Origin of the sequence: Synechococcus sp. CCY 0621, assembly GCF_019038465.1 — a bacterium.
GTDB lineage: Bacteria > Cyanobacteriota > Cyanobacteriia > PCC-6307 > Cyanobiaceae > Cyanobium.
The window spans coordinates 148,815-164,010 of the sequence record NZ_JAFKRH010000031.1 but is presented as its reverse complement, the minus strand read 5'-3'; the positions used below and the strand labels follow the sequence as shown (position 1 = coordinate 164,010).

Sequence of the window (15,196 nt, the reverse complement as noted above, 5' to 3'; positions counted from 1 at the left end):
GAACCCAGCGCCGATGGATGGCTGCCGTGGCTGAACAGTCGAACGAAGCCAGGCAGCGGATCAGTCTTGACCTCAACCGCGATCTGGTGGCGCACCTGGATGGTCTGCGCCGGGAGTGGGGCCTGCGCAGTCGCGGCGATGTGCTGGAACGGCTGCTCGACGATCTGTTCGGCACCGACGAGGAGGAGGACGGTGATGGGCTCCTGCCTCAGTCCGGCCAGATCCTGCTGCACCGGGAAGACAACCAGGACTTCGATGAGCAGGGGGCGCTGGTGCTGGTCGGGCGCGGGGCCATGGACACCCTCCAGGCGGAATTCGAATGGGAGGCTCCAACGGAGCATCCCCCCCGGCCGGCGCCAGGGGGCGGGGGCATCGATCTGCCCGGCTTCGTGCGTCGACGCTCCGATGTGCTCAAGCGCAGCCTGCGGCCGCCTTCAACGGCGCGTTCCGCCGCGTTGCCCCTCAGCCCCTTGCCACCACTTGGCGGCGAGTTGGTGCAACAGGCCCTGGAGGAAGCCGGAAACCATTGGCGCACCCTCTACGGCTCACCGGCCAACGAGGCCGTGCTGGAGGCGGCGATGGTGTGGCTTGCCCAGGACATCTGGCCCCAGTCGGATCAGAGCGATGGCCGCACCTTCACCTGGTCGGCCGCCTGCCAGGTGATGCAGCCCTTCGCGCCTGGCTGGAGTGACGGGCCACCAACCTTCGAGCGGGTCATGGTCACCGCCGGCGTGCTGGAAGACCCCTTCAGCGGACAGACCCTCACCCTGCGAATCCCGACCTTGATCCGTCGCTTCGTGCACCGGTTCCGCCGCCGACGCCGCGGCACCTCCTTCCAGACCCTGGAGCACACCATGACCCTGCACGGTGCGCTGCGGCTGCTGCAGCTGCCCACGGATCCCGGCCAGCGCCTCACCCTGGCCCAGATCCGGGAGGCTTACCGGGACATGGCCCAGAGCCACCATCCCGACGCCGGAGGATCGCTCGAGGCGATGCGGCGGCTCAATGAGGCTTACCAGCTGCTGAAGGAGTTGTACCGCCAGGGAGCGTCCGCGGATCGCTGAGGTCTGAGACCGCGCCCATGACCTGCCCAAGCCTCCCTATCGACTGTCCTGCCTAAGACCCATCCCTAGTCCTGAGGTGAGTCCACGACAAGAGCACAAAGACTGCATTGTGCATCCCTGCGCGTCATGTTGTCTCACGTGACCCACCTGAGGCTCTGGTCAGGTCTGACAACGAGACATAGCTGGTTCGTCTGATACAGCGATTTTTCCTCGTTTTGAGTTGTTGAAGGTGATGTCCGATCCACGAACGCCTGGTTCGCCAAACGTGTCGGCGACAGGGGACTGTCCATTCCGCCCAAGTCCTGTCCATCCATTGGACATGACCTGACATCGCAGTATCCATAGGACCTCCAGAGGCTTGCGTATCTGTCTTTGACACAGATACGCAAGCAGAATTGGAGTTGCGCAGCCGTCCCAGGCGAACAGGGGTGGACCCGCCTCCGCCACCGGCCCTGGATAGCATCAGATGTCTTGGATGGGATCTGCAGTAAGACCAGGATCTAGACCTGAGTGAGACACATGGGCCTCCTTGGTCAACCTTGCCAATGGGTCCGATTCTCCCTGGACCTGCGGATGGCAGTGGGTGGTCGCATCGGCTTCGAGACCTCCAACTGCATCGGGAGGTTGCCGCCCGATGCCAACCAAGGGGGGGGACTCAATGTATCGCAGCATGCTCGCCTTGGTCTCTATACAAGACACCATTCGAGACGCAGCCAAGACAGACGAGATGAAGCTGGGAGGGACTCCATCACCGCCCTGGCCTGGGGTCTCGCTGCGATTTCTGCAGACACGAAAAATCCCCCATCAAAATATGACGGAGGAGATTGAGGGGCTCAGTATTCTCACCTGAGTCACAATCATAGTCTTGCACTGTGTCTCAGTCGAGACTTCTGGGCATCAGGTGGAGGTCTGCAGCCCCTGGATCAGGTAGTCGAAGTAGGGGCCGGCCAGGGTGGCTTCCTCGCCGCTCAGTAACACCAGGGATGCCTCCTTGAGGGTGCGCATCGCTTCCACCATGCCGGGCAGGGGCACGCCCAGGCTGTTGTACATCTCACGGGCGCCCACCACGCCGATCTGCTGGATCAGCTCGGTGCTGCCGGCCAGAATTCCATAGGTCACCAGCCGCAGGTACCAGCTGTAGTCCCGCAGGCACTGGGCCCGCTGCTTCTGGCCGAAGGCGTTGCCGCCGGGGGCCACGTAGTCCGGCTTGCGCAGGAAGAGTTGCTTGGAGGCCTCGGCGATGATCTTCTTCTCGTTGTCGGTCAGCACCCTGACGACACTCAGCCGGCGGGCTCCCCCACTGAGGAACTCCACCATCGCGCGCAGCTCGCCGCCCGTTGGATAGCGGAGCTGATCATCGGCCTGGAGGATCAGATCGCGAACGACGCTCATAGCAGCGACCACAGTCCGGCGAATCCTATCGAGACCGGAGCCCCAGCCCGGGCTTCGGGCGCAAGGTGTAACGCCCCTTTGCACGACCCCCGATAGGGTCGCAGCAGTGGTGCGGATCGCACATGGCCTCGGTGGGCGAAAAGCTGCAGATGGAGATCACCGATCTCGGCCACGACGGCCAGGGGGTGGGACGGCACGACGGCCAGGTGGTGTTCGTCAGCGGCGCTCTGCCCGGGGACACGGTGGAGGTGCGGCTGCAAGTGGTGGCCCGCCGCCACCTGGTGGGCCAGCTGCTGCGCGTGCTCACGCCCTCCCCGGACCGCCGGCGTCCCCCCTGCATCCTGGCCGATAACTGCGGTGGCTGCAGCCTGCAGCCCCTCAAAGACGACGCGGAAGCCCAGTGGAAGCAGCGAAGCCTGGAGCAGACCCTGCATCGCATCGGCGGCCTGAGTGCGCCGGTGCGGTCCCTGCTGGCGGCCGAGCCCACCCTGGGCTACCGCAACCGCGCCTTGATTCCCCTGGAGCGCAGCGGCGACGGCAGCCTGCGGGCCGGCTACTACCGGCGCGGCTCGCATCGGATCGTCAACATGGCCCGCTGTCCGGTGCTCGACCCCCGCATCGACGCCATGATCGCGCCGCTCAAGGCCGATCTGGAAGCCAGTGACTGGCCGATCGATCGCCATGGCGGTGACCCCGAGGCCGCGGACGGCCCTGGCCTGCGCCATCTGGGCCTGCGGGTGGGGGCCGCCACCGGCGAGCTGCTGCTCACCCTGATCAGCAGCCATGACGACCTGCCCGGCCTCGAGGCCCTGGCCGACGCCTGGCGGCAGCGATGGCCGGAACTGGTGGGCGTTTGCCTCAACCTCCAACCCCGGCCGACGAATCGGCTGATGGGGGACGAGACGCGGGTGATCCGCGGCCGGGACTGGCTGAACGAAACCTTCTCCGGCCTGCGCTTCCGCATCGCTGCTGACACCTTCTTCCAGGTCAACACGCACCAGGCCGAGCGGCTGGTGCCCCATCTGATGGAAGCCCTCGGGCCCGGCCCGGGCGATGCGTCCCTGCTGGATGCCTACTGCGGCATCGGCACCTACAGCCTGCCCCTGGCCGCCGCCGGCTGGCATGTCACCGGCCTGGAGCTGCATCCCCGCGCCGTGGCGATGGCCCGGCTCAACGCCGCCGCCAATGAACTGGAGAGTCGGGCGCAGTTTGAGCAGGCCGACGTGCCCCTGGTGCTGGAGGAGCGGCTGCAGGGCATGCGGGCCCTGGTGCTGGATCCACCCCGCAAGGGCCTCAGCCCGGCCGCCACGGCGGCGATCCTGGCGGCCCCCCCCAGACGCATCGCCTACGTGAGCTGTGACCCGGCCGCCCTGGCCCGCGACCTGGCCCAGCTGTGTGCTTCCGGTGTCTACCGGCTGAACTGGGTGCAGCCCATCGACTTCTTCCCCAACACCAGCCATGTGGAGGCCCTGGCGGCCCTGGAACGCCGCTAGCGGCGCTGCTCGGCACCGAACTGGCGCTCGAGGGCTTCACGCACCCGGCCATGGGCCGCCTCCACCTCCTCGTCGGTGAGGGTTCGGGCGCTGTCGCGGTAGCGCAGCCGGAAGGCCTGGCTGCAGCGGCCGGCCTCCAACTGGGAGCCCTCGTAGCGATCAACCAGTTCGGCCTGCTCCAGCAACGGCTTGCCCGCCTTGCGGATCGCCGCCAGCAGGGAGGCGGCGCTGGTGTCAGTGGGAACGACAAGGGCCAGGTCGCGCTCGGAGGCCGGCACCGTGGCGAAGGGGCGGAAGGCCGGCTGCCAGCGGTTGCGGCGGGTGCCGGCGCTGAGCAACGGCTCCAGCTCCAGCTGGAAGACGAAGGTGGCGGCAGGCAGGTCGAGGGCGTCGGCTTCAGCCGGGTGGAGCTGGCCGAACCAACCCGCGGGCTTGCCTTCCACCACCAGCTGGGCGGCGCGGCCCGGGTGCAGCAGAGGCGCGTCGGTCAGGGGACGATCCTCCAGGGGCAGCCGCAGGGGTTCAAGGCCGGCCTGGAGCACGCCGCGGGCCTGGAAGTAGTCGGGGGGCGTGGGCTTGCCGGAGCTGCGCCAGCGTTCGCCTCGCCGTTCCCCGGCGATCACGCCCACCAGCAGGGTGCGCTCAGCAAGGCGTTCCTCGCCGCTGGCTGCCCCACCCGGGAACACGCGGCCGATTTCGAAGCCCCAGAACCCTGGCAGGGAGGCCTGCAGGTTGCGGCGGGCGGCCTGGAGCAACTCCTGGTGCAGGTTGTCGCGCAGGTGGCCGTAGTCGGCCAGGAGCGGATTGGCCAGCGGAACCCGCCCCGGTGCCGCCGCCACCAGCGACAAAGACACAATCTCCTGCAGGCCGGCGGCGCAGAGGGCGCGGCGCAGGCGCCGCTCCAGCTGCTGGGCCGGTTCGAGGCCCCCGGGAATCAGGGGATCGGGCAGGTGGGCGGCGAAGTGGTCGTAACCCACCAGCCGGGCCACCTCCTCGATCAGGTCCACCTCGCGCTTGAGGTCCATGGCCCGCTCCGGCGGCACCCGCACCTGCCAGCCGTCCTCGTCCTCCTCCAGCACGCAGCCGAGGGCCTCCAGAGTGGCGCTGATGCGCCCGTCGTCGAGATCCTGCTCCTCACCATCCGGCAGCAGGACCGGACCGAGCAGGTTGTGGAGGGCGTCGCGGCGCAGCCCCAGCGGCAGCTGCGCTGCCTCTTCTTTTTGATGCAGCCAGCGGCCTTCCAGCTGGGCTCCGGTCAGCTCCTGAAGCAGGGCCACGGCCCGGTCGGCGGCGGCCAGGGTGATCTCCGGCGGCACTCCCTTCTCGAAGCGGCTGCAGGCCTCGGTGCGCAGGCCGACGCTGCGGGCGGAGCGGCGCACGGCCTGGGGGGCGAACACCGCCGCCTCCAGCCAGATGGCGGTGGTCGTATCGGTGACGGCCTCACCCAGGCCCCCCATCACCCCGGCCAGGGCGATGGGGTGGCCCGCACAGGTGACCACCAGGGCCTCCTCGCTCAAGGTGCGCTCCTGGCCATCGAGGGCCACGAAGGCCTCACCACAGCGTCCCTGGCGCAGGCCGATGCTGGCCGGCTCGGGCGTGCCGCCCGTGAGCGCCCCCAGGCGATCCCGGTCGAAGGCGTGCAGGGGCTGTCCCGTTTCCAGCATCACCAGGTTGGTGATGTCCACCACGTTGTTGATGGGGCGCACACCGGCCCGCTCCAGCCGCTGGCGCAGCCAGTCCGGGGACGGGCCCACCCGCAGGCCCCTGAGGGCGGTGAGGCTGAACAGCCCTCCCGCCTCGATGGCCTGGCGGTCGGCCGCCGCGGCGGCCAGGGGCTCGGCCGCCACCACGGGCGCCGCCGCCGGGAAGGTGGTGCTGCCGCCGCTGAGGGCCGCCACCTCGCGGGCGATCCCCCGCATCGACAGGCCATCGGGCCGGTTGGCGGTGATGGCCAGCTCGAGCACTTGGTCATCCAGGCCCAGCAGCGGACCCACGGGAGTCCCCAGCGGGGGGACGGCCGCCAACAGCTTGTCGAGCTCGGCGATGCCGTCGCTGCCGTCGTCGAGGCCCAGCTCCCGCAGGGAGCAGATCATGCCGCTGCTGGCCACCCCCCGCAGTTCGGCCGGTTTGATGGTCAGCCCCACCGCCGGCAGGGTGCTGCCGACCAGGGCCACGGGAACGTGCAGGCCCTGGCGCACATTCGGGGCGCCGCAGACGATCTGAAGCGGTTCACCATCCCCCACATCCACTTTGCAGACGCTGAGCTTGTCGGCATTGGGGTGGGGATCGCGCTGCACCACATGGCCCACCACCACACCGGCCGCCCGGGCCGCCAGATCTTCGATGCCTTCCACTTCGAAGCCGGCGATCGAGAGGCGCTCCGCCAGGTACGCAGGCTCGAGGCAGGCCGGTTCAACGCTGACCAGCTCCCGGAGCCATTGGAGCGAAACCAGCATCGGACCGTTGCACAGCAGCCATCCAGCTTAGGAAGCGATCAGAGCCTGTCCCACCGGGAGGTATGGTGCTGAATCGTCTCCCTGCAACGCATACGCGGCGCAACGTCCTTCCATGGCCAAGAACAAGGGCGTCCGGCTGGTGATCACCCTCGAGTGCACCGAATGCCGGTCCAACCCCGCCAAGCGGTCCCCTGGCGTGTCCCGTTACACCACCCAGAAGAACCGCCGCAACACCACCGAACGGATTGAACTGAAGAAGTTCTGCCCGCACTGCAACGCCTCCACCGTCCACAAGGAGATCAAGTGAATCTGCTTTCCTCGCGGAAGCCTTTCTCCTGACCATCCTCCGGACCCTGCAGCGGCAGTTCCCCCTCTTCGTTCCCCCATTCCGTTTCCATGTCCAGTTCCTTCTTCAAGAAGCGCCTCTCGCCGATCAAGCCCGGTGATCCGATCGACTACAAGGACGTCGATCTGCTCAAGAAGTTCATCACCGAACGCGGCAAGATCCTGCCCCGCCGGCTCACCGGCCTGACGGCCAAGCAGCAGCGCGATCTGACCAACGCCGTCAAGCGGGCGCGCATCGTGGCCCTGCTGCCCTTCGTGAATCCCGAAGGCTGAGTTGCCCCCCGCCTCGCGTCGGTTCACGGCGGGCGACCTCGTCGGCCTGCACGACGAGAGCCGTTGTCTGTTGGCCGTTGTGGCGGCCGAGAAAGGCACGCGCCTGGATCTCAAGGTCGGTTTCGAGGCGAAAGCCGTCCAGCGCGGGGTGCGTCAGCTCGACCTGCTGGCTGCCCTGCCTGGTGATCAAGCGCCTCCGTCCCGTCTGTCCCAGCCACCCTGGAGCCTGAGCCAGGAGTCGTTGCAGCAGGCCGCCCCCAGCCACAGGGAGCTGGCTGCCGCCTGGCTGTTGCTGGTGGCGGATCCGGTACCGCTCGCTCTCGAGGACTTCGTCGATCTGATCGGCGACGGAAGCGACCCCATCCAGCGGGCCGCCTGCTGGCTCTGGCTGCAAAGCCCCCAGACCTTGTTTCGCTGGCGCCAGCAGCAGGTGGAGGCCCGTCCCTTGGTGGATGTCCGGCGGCTGCGTCGGGACGCCCGCCGCCAGCACCTGGCCGAGCAGCGCCGGCGCCAGTGGCAGGACGCCCTGCGCCAGCGCCAGCCGATCGACCCGCAGCAGCTCGAGCCTGAGCAGCGCCAACAGTTGGCCCTGCTACGGGAGTGGGCCGGTGGGGACACCAGCCGCCCCCTTCCCGACGACCTGCACCGCGCCCTGCAGGCGGCCCACTGCCCGATGGAGGCCTCGCCGATCCGGCATCTGTTGGTGGATCTGGGCCAGTGGGAGCGCCACCACCTGCCCTCGCTGGAGAACACCACCTGGGCCGCCGGCTTCTCCGCGGAGCTGGAGTCTGAGGCCCGCCGGCTGGTGGACCTGGCCGCCAGCGAGCTTCCCGGTGACGAACGCCGCCGCGACCTCACCGGCCTGCACACCGTCACCATCGATGACGAGGACACCCGCGACATCGATGACGGCCTCTCCCTGGAGCACGGGGCCGACGGCACACCGCGGCTGTGGATCCACATCGCCGACCCCGGCCGGCTGGTGGCGCCGGACAGCCCCCTCGACACCGAAGCCCGGCGCCGGGCCAGCAGCCTCTACCTGGCCCGGGGGCCGCTGCCGATGTTCCCCGAGGTGCTCAGCACTGGCCCGTTAAGCCTGCGCATGGGCCAGCGCAGTGCGGCCCTGAGTCTTTGGGTGGAGCTGACGGGCGACGGAACGGTGGCTGGCTACGGGCTCGAGCCCAGCTGGGTGCAACCCGCTTATCGGCTCAGTTATGCCGATGCCGATGAGCTGATCGAGCTGGCCCCGCCCCAGGAGCGCTACCTCGAGGAGATCCACGCCCTGATGGAGCGGCGGCGACGCTGGCGGCTGGCCCGGGGGGCGCTCAACCTGGATCAGCCCGAGGGCCGGATCCGCTGCGACGACCAGGGGCCCCAACTGGAGATCACCGAACCCTCGCCGTCACGGACGATGGTGGCCGAGGCCATGATCCTGGCCGGTGCAGTGATCGCCAGCCACGGGCAGGAGCAGGGCCTGGCCTTGCCGTACCGCAGCCAGCTGGCGGCGGAGCTGCCGCCTGAGGCGGAGCTGCAGGGCCTGCCGGCCGGGCCCGTGCGCCATGCGGCCATCAAGCGCTGCCTCAGCCGGGGCCTGCTCGGCACCAGTCCGGCCCCCCACTTCTCCCTGGGCCTGCCCTGCTACGTGCAGGCCACCTCACCGATCCGCCGCTACAACGATCTGCTGGTGCAGCGCCAGCTGCTGGCCCACCAGCAGGGGCAGCCGGTGCTGGAGGAGGCGGAGCTGGGGGTGCTGCTGAGCGAGCTGGAGGGGGCCATCCGCCAGGGCCTGCAGATCGCCCGGGAGGACCAGCGTCACTGGCAGCAGGTGTGGTTCGAGGCCCAGGAGCAGCACCAGTGGCCGGGGCTGTTTCTGCGCTGGCTGCGGCCCCAGGACCGGCTCGGCCTGGTGCACCTGCCGGATCTGGCCATGGATCTGGCCGCCGAATGCCATGGCGATCCCGGACCCGGCGACGCCCTGCTGGTGCGTCTGCAGCAGGTGGATTCCCTGCGGGACCTGCTGCGCTTCACGGCCGCGGGCTAGGCGGGTTACTCAGCCAGTTGCCTGAAGTAGTCCTCGTCCACACCCCGGCGCGGCGGGGCTGCGGCACCGGAGCCCCGCGGCAGCACGCCCGCCAGGAACGCGAAGCCGACGGCATAGGCCAGCGCTGAGATGGCGATGCGGAGGGTTTCCTTCAGCAGCTGATCGGGCTTGATCGCCGCCTGCGCCTCGACCTGCTGCATCAGCTGCCGGGAGGCCTGCTCGGCCCGGGCCAGCAGCATGTTGCGCAGTTCGCTCATGGGGGTGCCCAGTTCGGCGGGCGAAAGGCCGGCGTTAGGGCCGAAGAGCTTCTGCACGCCGGCCTGCAGCTCCTGGTGGCTGGTGGCGGAACGGATGGTCTGGCGCAGATCATCGAGCCTCTGGGTCGACTGGCTGATCTGCTGCTGCCGGCTGCCCGTGATGGTGCTGTACGCCCTCCAGCCGGCATAGCCCTGCAGGGGGATCAACAGCAGGAAGCCGATCGCGGCGGCCAGGGCCCAGCGACGGCAGGCGTTGCGGCGCGCCCGCAGGCGCTGGTTGTCGGCGTCGACCCACACCGCCAGCGGAAGCAGCAGGGCACCGATCAGGGCCAGGGAGGCGCTGTTGACCAGAACGGCGATGGCCTGAAGCTGCCACTGGGGATCCAGGAGCCTGGGCGGCAGGGCGGTGGTGAGCACGGCGGCCAGGAACACCACCAGCAGAACGATCGAGAGGGGTGCCAGCAGCCGGGCGAGGGTCGGGTTGGGGCTGATCGCTGGGGTGGGGCTGCTGGTCACGGAACTGCAGAGGGAGCAGGTGGGATGGCGCCAGTCTGAAGTCCATGCCCAGGCGCCATACAATGTCCCTACACACAGGCAGGCGGATGGGAAGGGACCAGGTGCTGCAGCTGCGAGCGACGGCTGAACAGAGGCAATTGATCGATCAAGCCGCTGCCGCCGAAGGCACCAGCCGCACCGAATTCATGCTGCGCTGCTGCCAGGAGCGCGCCCGCGAGGTGCTGCTCGATCGCACCCTCTTTTCGCTCACACCACAGCAGAGCGAGGCCCTGCTTAACGACCTGCAGGACCCTGCCCTGGCCGAGCGGGATCAGGCCAGTCTCGACCGCCTCCTCGCGGCACCCCGGCCCTGGCATGCGGCCCCCTGAGCCACTGGGGGACCAGCACCAGCTGGATGGCTTCGATTGCGGGGAAGAAAGCCTGAACCGTTGGCTGAGGCAGCGAGCTCGGCACAACGAACGGCAAGGGGTCTCACGCACGCTGGTGGTGTGCCCTGAGCCAAGCGATGAGGTGATCGCCTACGTCTGCCTCTCTGCTGGCGCGGTCGTGCTCGCCGAGGTGCCTGGTGGTTTGCGGCGCAACGCGCCGGACCCTTTGCCCGTGGTGGTTCTGGGGCGGCTGGCCGTCGACCGGCGCCATCAGGGTCGGGGTCTCGGCCATGCATTGGTTGCCGAAGCCATCAGCCGCAGCCTCCAGGCCCGCCAACTGATCGGGGCCAGAGCCCTGCTAGTGCACGCGATGGATGAACAGGCGGCGGCGTTCTACCGCTCCATGGGGTTCCGCCCCTCACCGATCAGCGCCCTGACGCTGCTGCTGCAACTGGGCGAAAAGGTGGAGGCCTGAGTTGATTGTGGATGTTGGAAACCTTGGGCCGCAGCACCAGGCAGCTCCTCGATGGCTGCTGCACCGCCAGCAGGGGAGGGACCTGCCGCGGATCATGCCGTGGATCGGCTGGACCCTCGGCGATGGTGCTGAACCGGCTCACGGGGCGCTGCTGGCCACGCTGCGCTACATCCACGCCAACCCGAAGGCGGCCGGGGTGCGCAAGGGCTTCCATGACCCTTACAGCAACTACGGGCACTACGAGGGGCTGGCGGGGGATGGGTTGAGCGAATGGCACCCGGCCTTCCTGCAGCTGGCGCCGACGCTGGAGGGATGTGCCAGACGCTATGCGCACTACTGCCGGCACTACCGGCCACGGGCCAAGCCGGCCCGCAAATCTGGCTGGGGTAGCAGGCTGCCGTGGGGTGGCGGTGGGCCGGATCTGCCGCTGCCGGAAGAATGGCAACGGCTGGCGGAGACGTTCCGAAGGGCCAATGGGGCCAGGGCAAGCAGCTGGGCTTAGATCAGCGGGGCCACAAGTGGCTGCAGAGGGAGGAGCAAAGAAGGGGGGCTGCGATGGGGAAATCGGTGCTGGTGAGATCCGGAATTGGCGGCAACAAGCTGTTCTAGCAGCTGTGGCGTAGTGCCGGCGTGCCAACAAATCAATGGTCCCCTTGCAGCGCGGCAGAGGGGACCAAAGGAGGGCTGAAGGTGCCAGGTATCGCTCAGTCCGCTGGGCGAGTGGGCGCAGTGGTTCTGGTAACTTTGATGCGGTTCCTCAGCTTGCGGCTGAAGCCGAAGGCGGCGGCAGCACCGAAGAGGGGCAGGGGGCCTGGGACAGACGACGCTGGCGAAAACGTCACGGGACCGGAAACAGTCGAGGGACAGTCCCTCGGGTCAGAACACACCCCGAAAGCCAAACTAGATGGGCCCCCAAGGTCTAGGCGTGACCCACCCGGTGCCGGCCACCCATCCGCCGTGCCGTTCCCAATCCAGCTAACCAACTCCCCACCTTGAACGTTAAATTGAAATCCGAGCTGCGAGAGGTAGGTGCCGGTGGCAGCGCCGGTCCCTCCGTTGTTAGTCACCTTCACAACGCAAGATGAAGTTGCATCGCAGGTGTTTGGACCCTCAGCAAGGTTCTCTATAAGGCCCGACACACCTGCAAAAGAGAAGTTGAAGTCGAGAGCTGATGCTGCCTGTGGAGCCAACAAGGAGGCCGTGGAAACAGCAAGGGCGGCAGCAATACAAGCTCTGAGGGCAGCTGGTTTCAAAGAAAATTCATCCTTACTCGCCCAACTTACACCAAAAGCCAACTGGCCACTTCGGCGGTATCGATGGGCACATTGGTTGCCCCCCTTATTTGATCCTTGCCATGGCGGTGGAGGCCGTGACGGACGTTGGTGGGGCTGCAAGCGATTCCTCCCCGCAGCCTTGACTCGAGGCAAAACACCAGACGGTGTTCAGGGTCAATCCGACTGGACAAACGCATTGGCGGGCGAGCGCAGCAGGTCAACCGTTTCCATTGGGTGGTCTCGACGCGATCCAGCACGGCCTTGAAGCTCTCGCGGGCCTCGAAAACGCTGACCCCCATCTCAGAGACTGAGGTTGTACTTGCCCATCGCCTGTTGCTTGCAGATGGTTTCGGCCTGGGGGATCGTCGCCCGGGCGTTCACCTGTTGGGCGACGCAGGTGCAGGTGTCCTTGGCCAGACCGGCCGGCACCGTCTTGCCTGCCTTGGTGAAATCGGCGTTCACCGCCAGGGTGCAGTAATGGATGATCAGCTGGTCGCGCATGTTGTTGAGGCCCTGGGCCCGGGCGGGCAGGCCGGCCAGCAGCAGCGCCGAAACCGCCAGGGAGAACAGCACGGGCACGGGCCGGAGGGCGGATCCAGGGTTGGCGGAAACCATCGGGCAACGACGCTGATCAAAGTCATCCTCGCCGACCTCAGGCCAGCAGGCAGCGCCGCCGCCAGAGCAGCAGCGCCACCAGCCCCATGCAGGCCAGGCCCACCGCCGCCGGGAACAGGGCCGTGGTGAGCGTCAGGCGCTCCAGGGACAGAAGCACCAGCAGATTGCGGAGCACGAACAGGCTGTAGAAGCCAACCCGTTCCTGCTCGGGGTGGGCATAGGCGCGCCGCAGGGTGGGGCCGAAGCCCAGCAGATCCACCAGGGTGAGGATCACCACCGCCCACAAGGGATCGGCCGTGAGGAACCAGAAGGGCAGGGCCGAGCTGGCCCCCAGCAGGAACAGCCAGTCGCTTGCTGTGATCTCCCGGTCGGCGCCATGGGCGTGGGCCAGCCAGGCGATGAGGAAGGTGATCAGGGCCGACACGCCGGTGGGCCAGGCCCCGACCCCGCCGCCGCCGGCCCACGTCGCCAGGAACACCAGCAGGGTGGTCACGCCCCAGATCAGCCAGGAGAACACATGGGGGCGGGTGCGGCCGGCCCGAATCGAGCCGATGTAGGGGAAGAAGGCCGCGAAGGTGAGGGCGATGGCTGCCGCGCTGAGCAGTGCCTTCACGTCACGGCGCGCGACACCCGCAGCCAGGGGCCCCAGGGATTGAGGCAGCCGATCAGGGCTGCTGGGGTGGGGCGATCGAGGCCCAGCAGCCAGTGGTGCAGGGCCGGCTCCAGGGTGATCAGCGGCCAGACCCCCGCCTCGCCATGGAGCACGTAACCGCCCTCGCCGTCGGGCACCAGCTCGCCCCGCCAGAGGCGTTCGCCGGGCTCCGGGGGAGGCGCCCACCCCGCCGGCGCCGCGAGCTGCTCGTCTGCCTCAAGCTGCCCGTGGCGATCGATCCGCTCCGGCGTCTCCAGCGCCTGAAGCTGGCGTTCTCGCCACAGGGGGTGGTGCCAGGGGGTGTCCCACAACGGCACCACACCGGCCGGGGCCAGCGGATCCCGGATCAGGGCCTCCTGCAGACGCCGCACCGGCAGGGCGGCCGGCTCCAGACCGCCTTGCACGCACAGGGCCGCCGCCAGACCTGCGGCCTGGCCGATGTTGAGCACCAGGGGCTGCAGCCGGGTGGCCCCATTCGCCATGTGGCTGACGCCAAAGCCCTTGTCGGCCGCCAGCAGGTTGGTCACCCCCGCACTCACCAGGGCGCCGTAGGGAATCGTGAACGGGGTGCCGCTCCAGCGGCCGCCCCAGCGGCAGCTCTTGGGGGCCAGGGGCCAGTCGCCGCCGGGGTAGTGGTGGTCGTTGGCGTAATTGCCCACCGCAATGCTGCTCAAGGCGCTATCGGCATCGCAGCGGAGCGGGGCGATGCAGGCACCCTCCCCCTGAGGCAACAGGTGCTGCTCCAGCACCAGCTCCCGGGCCACCAGCCGGCGACCCTCGCGCCAGTAGGGCATCAGGGCCAGGGAGCCAGAGCCGCTGAGTCGGCCGGCGGCGGCTTCTTCAGGTGTGGGAAACACCGCCGCCGGCCCCAGCCAGCCGCCGCTGGCCTGGCGCAGGGCGGCGGCGAAAGCCTCGCTGTGGTCGCGCATGGCGGCCAGCAGCTCCGCTTCGGCCGCGTCGGCATCCGCGCCCCCGCCGGCGACCTGCTCGGCGAAGGCCCGCTCCAGGCCGTGGTGCCAGTCGTTGCCCTGCAGGGGCCAGTTCAGCATCACCAGGCCCCCGGGCAGGCGGCCGTAGGTGAGGGTGCGCTCCAGGCCGAAGGACTCAGTGGCCGCCGCGAAGGGCTCCGGCAGGTGGGGGGGGCTGCGACGCCAGGCCTCGGCCTCGGGGGCCGCCGTTCCGCCCCGTTCATCCAGTTGGCCCAGGCACACCCAGGTGGGCGACTGGACCGGCTGCCGCTGGAAGAAGGGATCGCGCCCGAGGCGCTCGGCTGAGGGGGCGCTGGGTTCCTGCCAGAGCTCCTTGGCCTCCCAGCCGAAGCGGAAGGGGGCCCCAGCCAGGGGATAGAGCTCGCCCCGGTCGCTGCCATCGATCACCACCGTGGGCAGCAGGCGCCGCAAAGCGCCCCGGTGCTCCACGGTCACGGCGCCGATGCGGTCGCCGTCGCGCTCCACCGCCTCCAGCCGCACGCCGGACCACCACGCCAGCCGTTCCTCGGCGGCCACCCAGCGGCGCAGGATGCGCTCGGCGCTGGAGGGGCGGTAACCGAAGCAGCTGACCCAGTTCTGATCCAGCCCCTCCGGCTCGATCCATTGCAGGGCCCGCAGCAGGGCCCCCCACAGACCGCTCTGCCAGGGGCTCAGCTCGTTGCCATCGGGGGCGCAGACGCCGGCGGCGCTCACCATGCCGCCGAGCCAGGGCCCGGGGGTGAGCAGCAGGGTGTCGGCGCCGGAGCGGGCGGCCTGCAGGGCGGCGGCCACACCACCGCTGCCGCCGCCCCAGACGAGCACCTCTGCCTTGCGATCGAAACCCGTGCGCATCGGTCAGGCCGGGATCAGGGGGCCAGCATCCCATCCCGGGGCCTCAGTGGAGCCTCAGTGGGGGCCACGGCTAGGATCCGAGCCCCGGGCCAGGTCCCAGCGGTGTCACGGGGAATCTTCCTACCGCCGGCGGATCCGGCCGACGTCGCCTGCCG

General features: G+C 68.9%; 14 protein-coding genes. 8 read left to right on the top strand and 6 right to left on the bottom strand.

Annotation, left to right across the window (positions count from 1 at the left end):
- Positions 1-26 precede the first annotated feature (26 nt).
- A complete protein-coding gene (locus tag KUG43_RS10090) occupies positions 27-1,064 on the top strand; it encodes a J domain-containing protein (RefSeq protein WP_216908643.1) in 1,038 nt (345 codons plus the stop codon).
- Between the two features lie 897 nt (positions 1,065-1,961).
- Here KUG43_RS10090 and KUG43_RS10085 read toward each other — a convergent pair.
- Positions 1,962-2,456: an allophycocyanin subunit alpha-B gene (locus tag KUG43_RS10085; RefSeq protein ID WP_216908641.1), complete on the bottom strand. Its 495-nt coding sequence runs from the start codon at positions 2,454-2,456 to the stop codon at positions 1,962-1,964.
- A 122-nt stretch (positions 2,457-2,578) separates the two neighbouring features.
- On the opposite strand from KUG43_RS10085, the gene rlmD reads away from it, so the two are divergent.
- Positions 2,579-3,949, top strand: a complete 1,371-nt coding sequence (rlmD, locus tag KUG43_RS10080; protein ID WP_216908639.1) for a 23S rRNA (uracil(1939)-C(5))-methyltransferase RlmD — start codon at positions 2,579-2,581, stop codon at positions 3,947-3,949.
- Here the strand turns inward: rlmD and pheT are convergent.
- Positions 3,946-6,405 (bottom strand): phenylalanine--tRNA ligase subunit beta, encoded by a 2,460-nt coding sequence (pheT, locus tag KUG43_RS10075; RefSeq protein ID WP_216908637.1) that lies wholly within the window; start codon positions 6,403-6,405, stop codon positions 3,946-3,948. The two genes, rlmD and pheT, sit on opposite strands and share 4 nt — an antisense overlap.
- A gap of 112 nt (positions 6,406-6,517) precedes the next feature.
- Between pheT and rpmG the strand changes: the two genes are divergently transcribed.
- From rpmG to KUG43_RS10060, 3 genes are all read left to right on the top strand, one after another.
- Positions 6,518-6,712, top strand: coding sequence for a 50S ribosomal protein L33 (gene rpmG / locus KUG43_RS10070; protein ID WP_015108195.1), 195 nt, complete (start codon positions 6,518-6,520; stop codon positions 6,710-6,712).
- 89 nt (positions 6,713-6,801) lie between these two features.
- The gene (rpsR, locus tag KUG43_RS10065; protein WP_006041316.1) at positions 6,802-7,023 is read left to right on the top strand and encodes a 30S ribosomal protein S18; all 222 of its coding nucleotides are present in this window, start codon (positions 6,802-6,804) and stop codon (positions 7,021-7,023) included.
- 1 nt (position 7,024) lies between these two features.
- The gene (locus tag KUG43_RS10060) at positions 7,025-9,064 is read left to right on the top strand and encodes a ribonuclease catalytic domain-containing protein (RefSeq protein ID WP_216908635.1); all 2,040 of its coding nucleotides are present in this window, start codon (positions 7,025-7,027) and stop codon (positions 9,062-9,064) included.
- Positions 9,065-9,069: 5 nt separating this feature from the next.
- Here KUG43_RS10060 and KUG43_RS10055 read toward each other — a convergent pair whose 3' ends face one another.
- A complete protein-coding gene (locus KUG43_RS10055) occupies positions 9,070-9,837 on the bottom strand; it encodes an HpsJ family protein (protein WP_216908633.1) in 768 nt (255 codons plus the stop codon).
- An 86-nt stretch (positions 9,838-9,923) separates the two neighbouring features.
- On the opposite strand from KUG43_RS10055, the gene KUG43_RS10050 reads away from it, so the two are divergent.
- The 3 genes from KUG43_RS10050 (at position 9,924) to KUG43_RS10040 (ending at position 11,182) form a co-directional block, all read left to right on the top strand.
- Entirely contained in the window at positions 9,924-10,205 is a 282-nt protein-coding gene (locus KUG43_RS10050; RefSeq protein ID WP_216908631.1) for a type II toxin-antitoxin system TacA family antitoxin, read from the top strand.
- Positions 10,192-10,680, top strand: a complete 489-nt coding sequence (locus tag KUG43_RS10045) for a GNAT family N-acetyltransferase (protein ID WP_286194615.1) — start codon at positions 10,192-10,194, stop codon at positions 10,678-10,680. The genes KUG43_RS10050 and KUG43_RS10045 overlap by 14 nt, the downstream gene beginning before the upstream one ends.
- Before the next feature lie 94 nt (positions 10,681-10,774).
- Positions 10,775-11,182, top strand: a complete 408-nt coding sequence (locus tag KUG43_RS10040) for a hypothetical protein (protein ID WP_216908629.1) — start codon at positions 10,775-10,777, stop codon at positions 11,180-11,182.
- 1,072 nt (positions 11,183-12,254) lie between these two features.
- Here the strand turns inward: KUG43_RS10040 and KUG43_RS10035 are convergent.
- The 3 genes from KUG43_RS10035 to KUG43_RS10025 are packed head-to-tail and all read right to left on the bottom strand — an operon-like array spanning position 12,255 to position 15,041.
- Positions 12,255-12,569: a hypothetical protein gene (locus KUG43_RS10035; protein WP_216908627.1), complete on the bottom strand. Its 315-nt coding sequence runs from the start codon at positions 12,567-12,569 to the stop codon at positions 12,255-12,257.
- A gap of 37 nt (positions 12,570-12,606) precedes the next feature.
- Positions 12,607-13,182, bottom strand: a complete 576-nt coding sequence (locus tag KUG43_RS10030) for a hypothetical protein (RefSeq protein WP_216908625.1) — start codon at positions 13,180-13,182, stop codon at positions 12,607-12,609.
- Positions 13,179-15,041: an FAD-dependent oxidoreductase gene (locus KUG43_RS10025; protein WP_216908623.1), complete on the bottom strand. Its 1,863-nt coding sequence runs from the start codon at positions 15,039-15,041 to the stop codon at positions 13,179-13,181. The genes KUG43_RS10030 and KUG43_RS10025 overlap by 4 nt, the downstream gene beginning before the upstream one ends.
- Between the last annotated feature and the right edge of the window lie 155 nt (positions 15,042-15,196).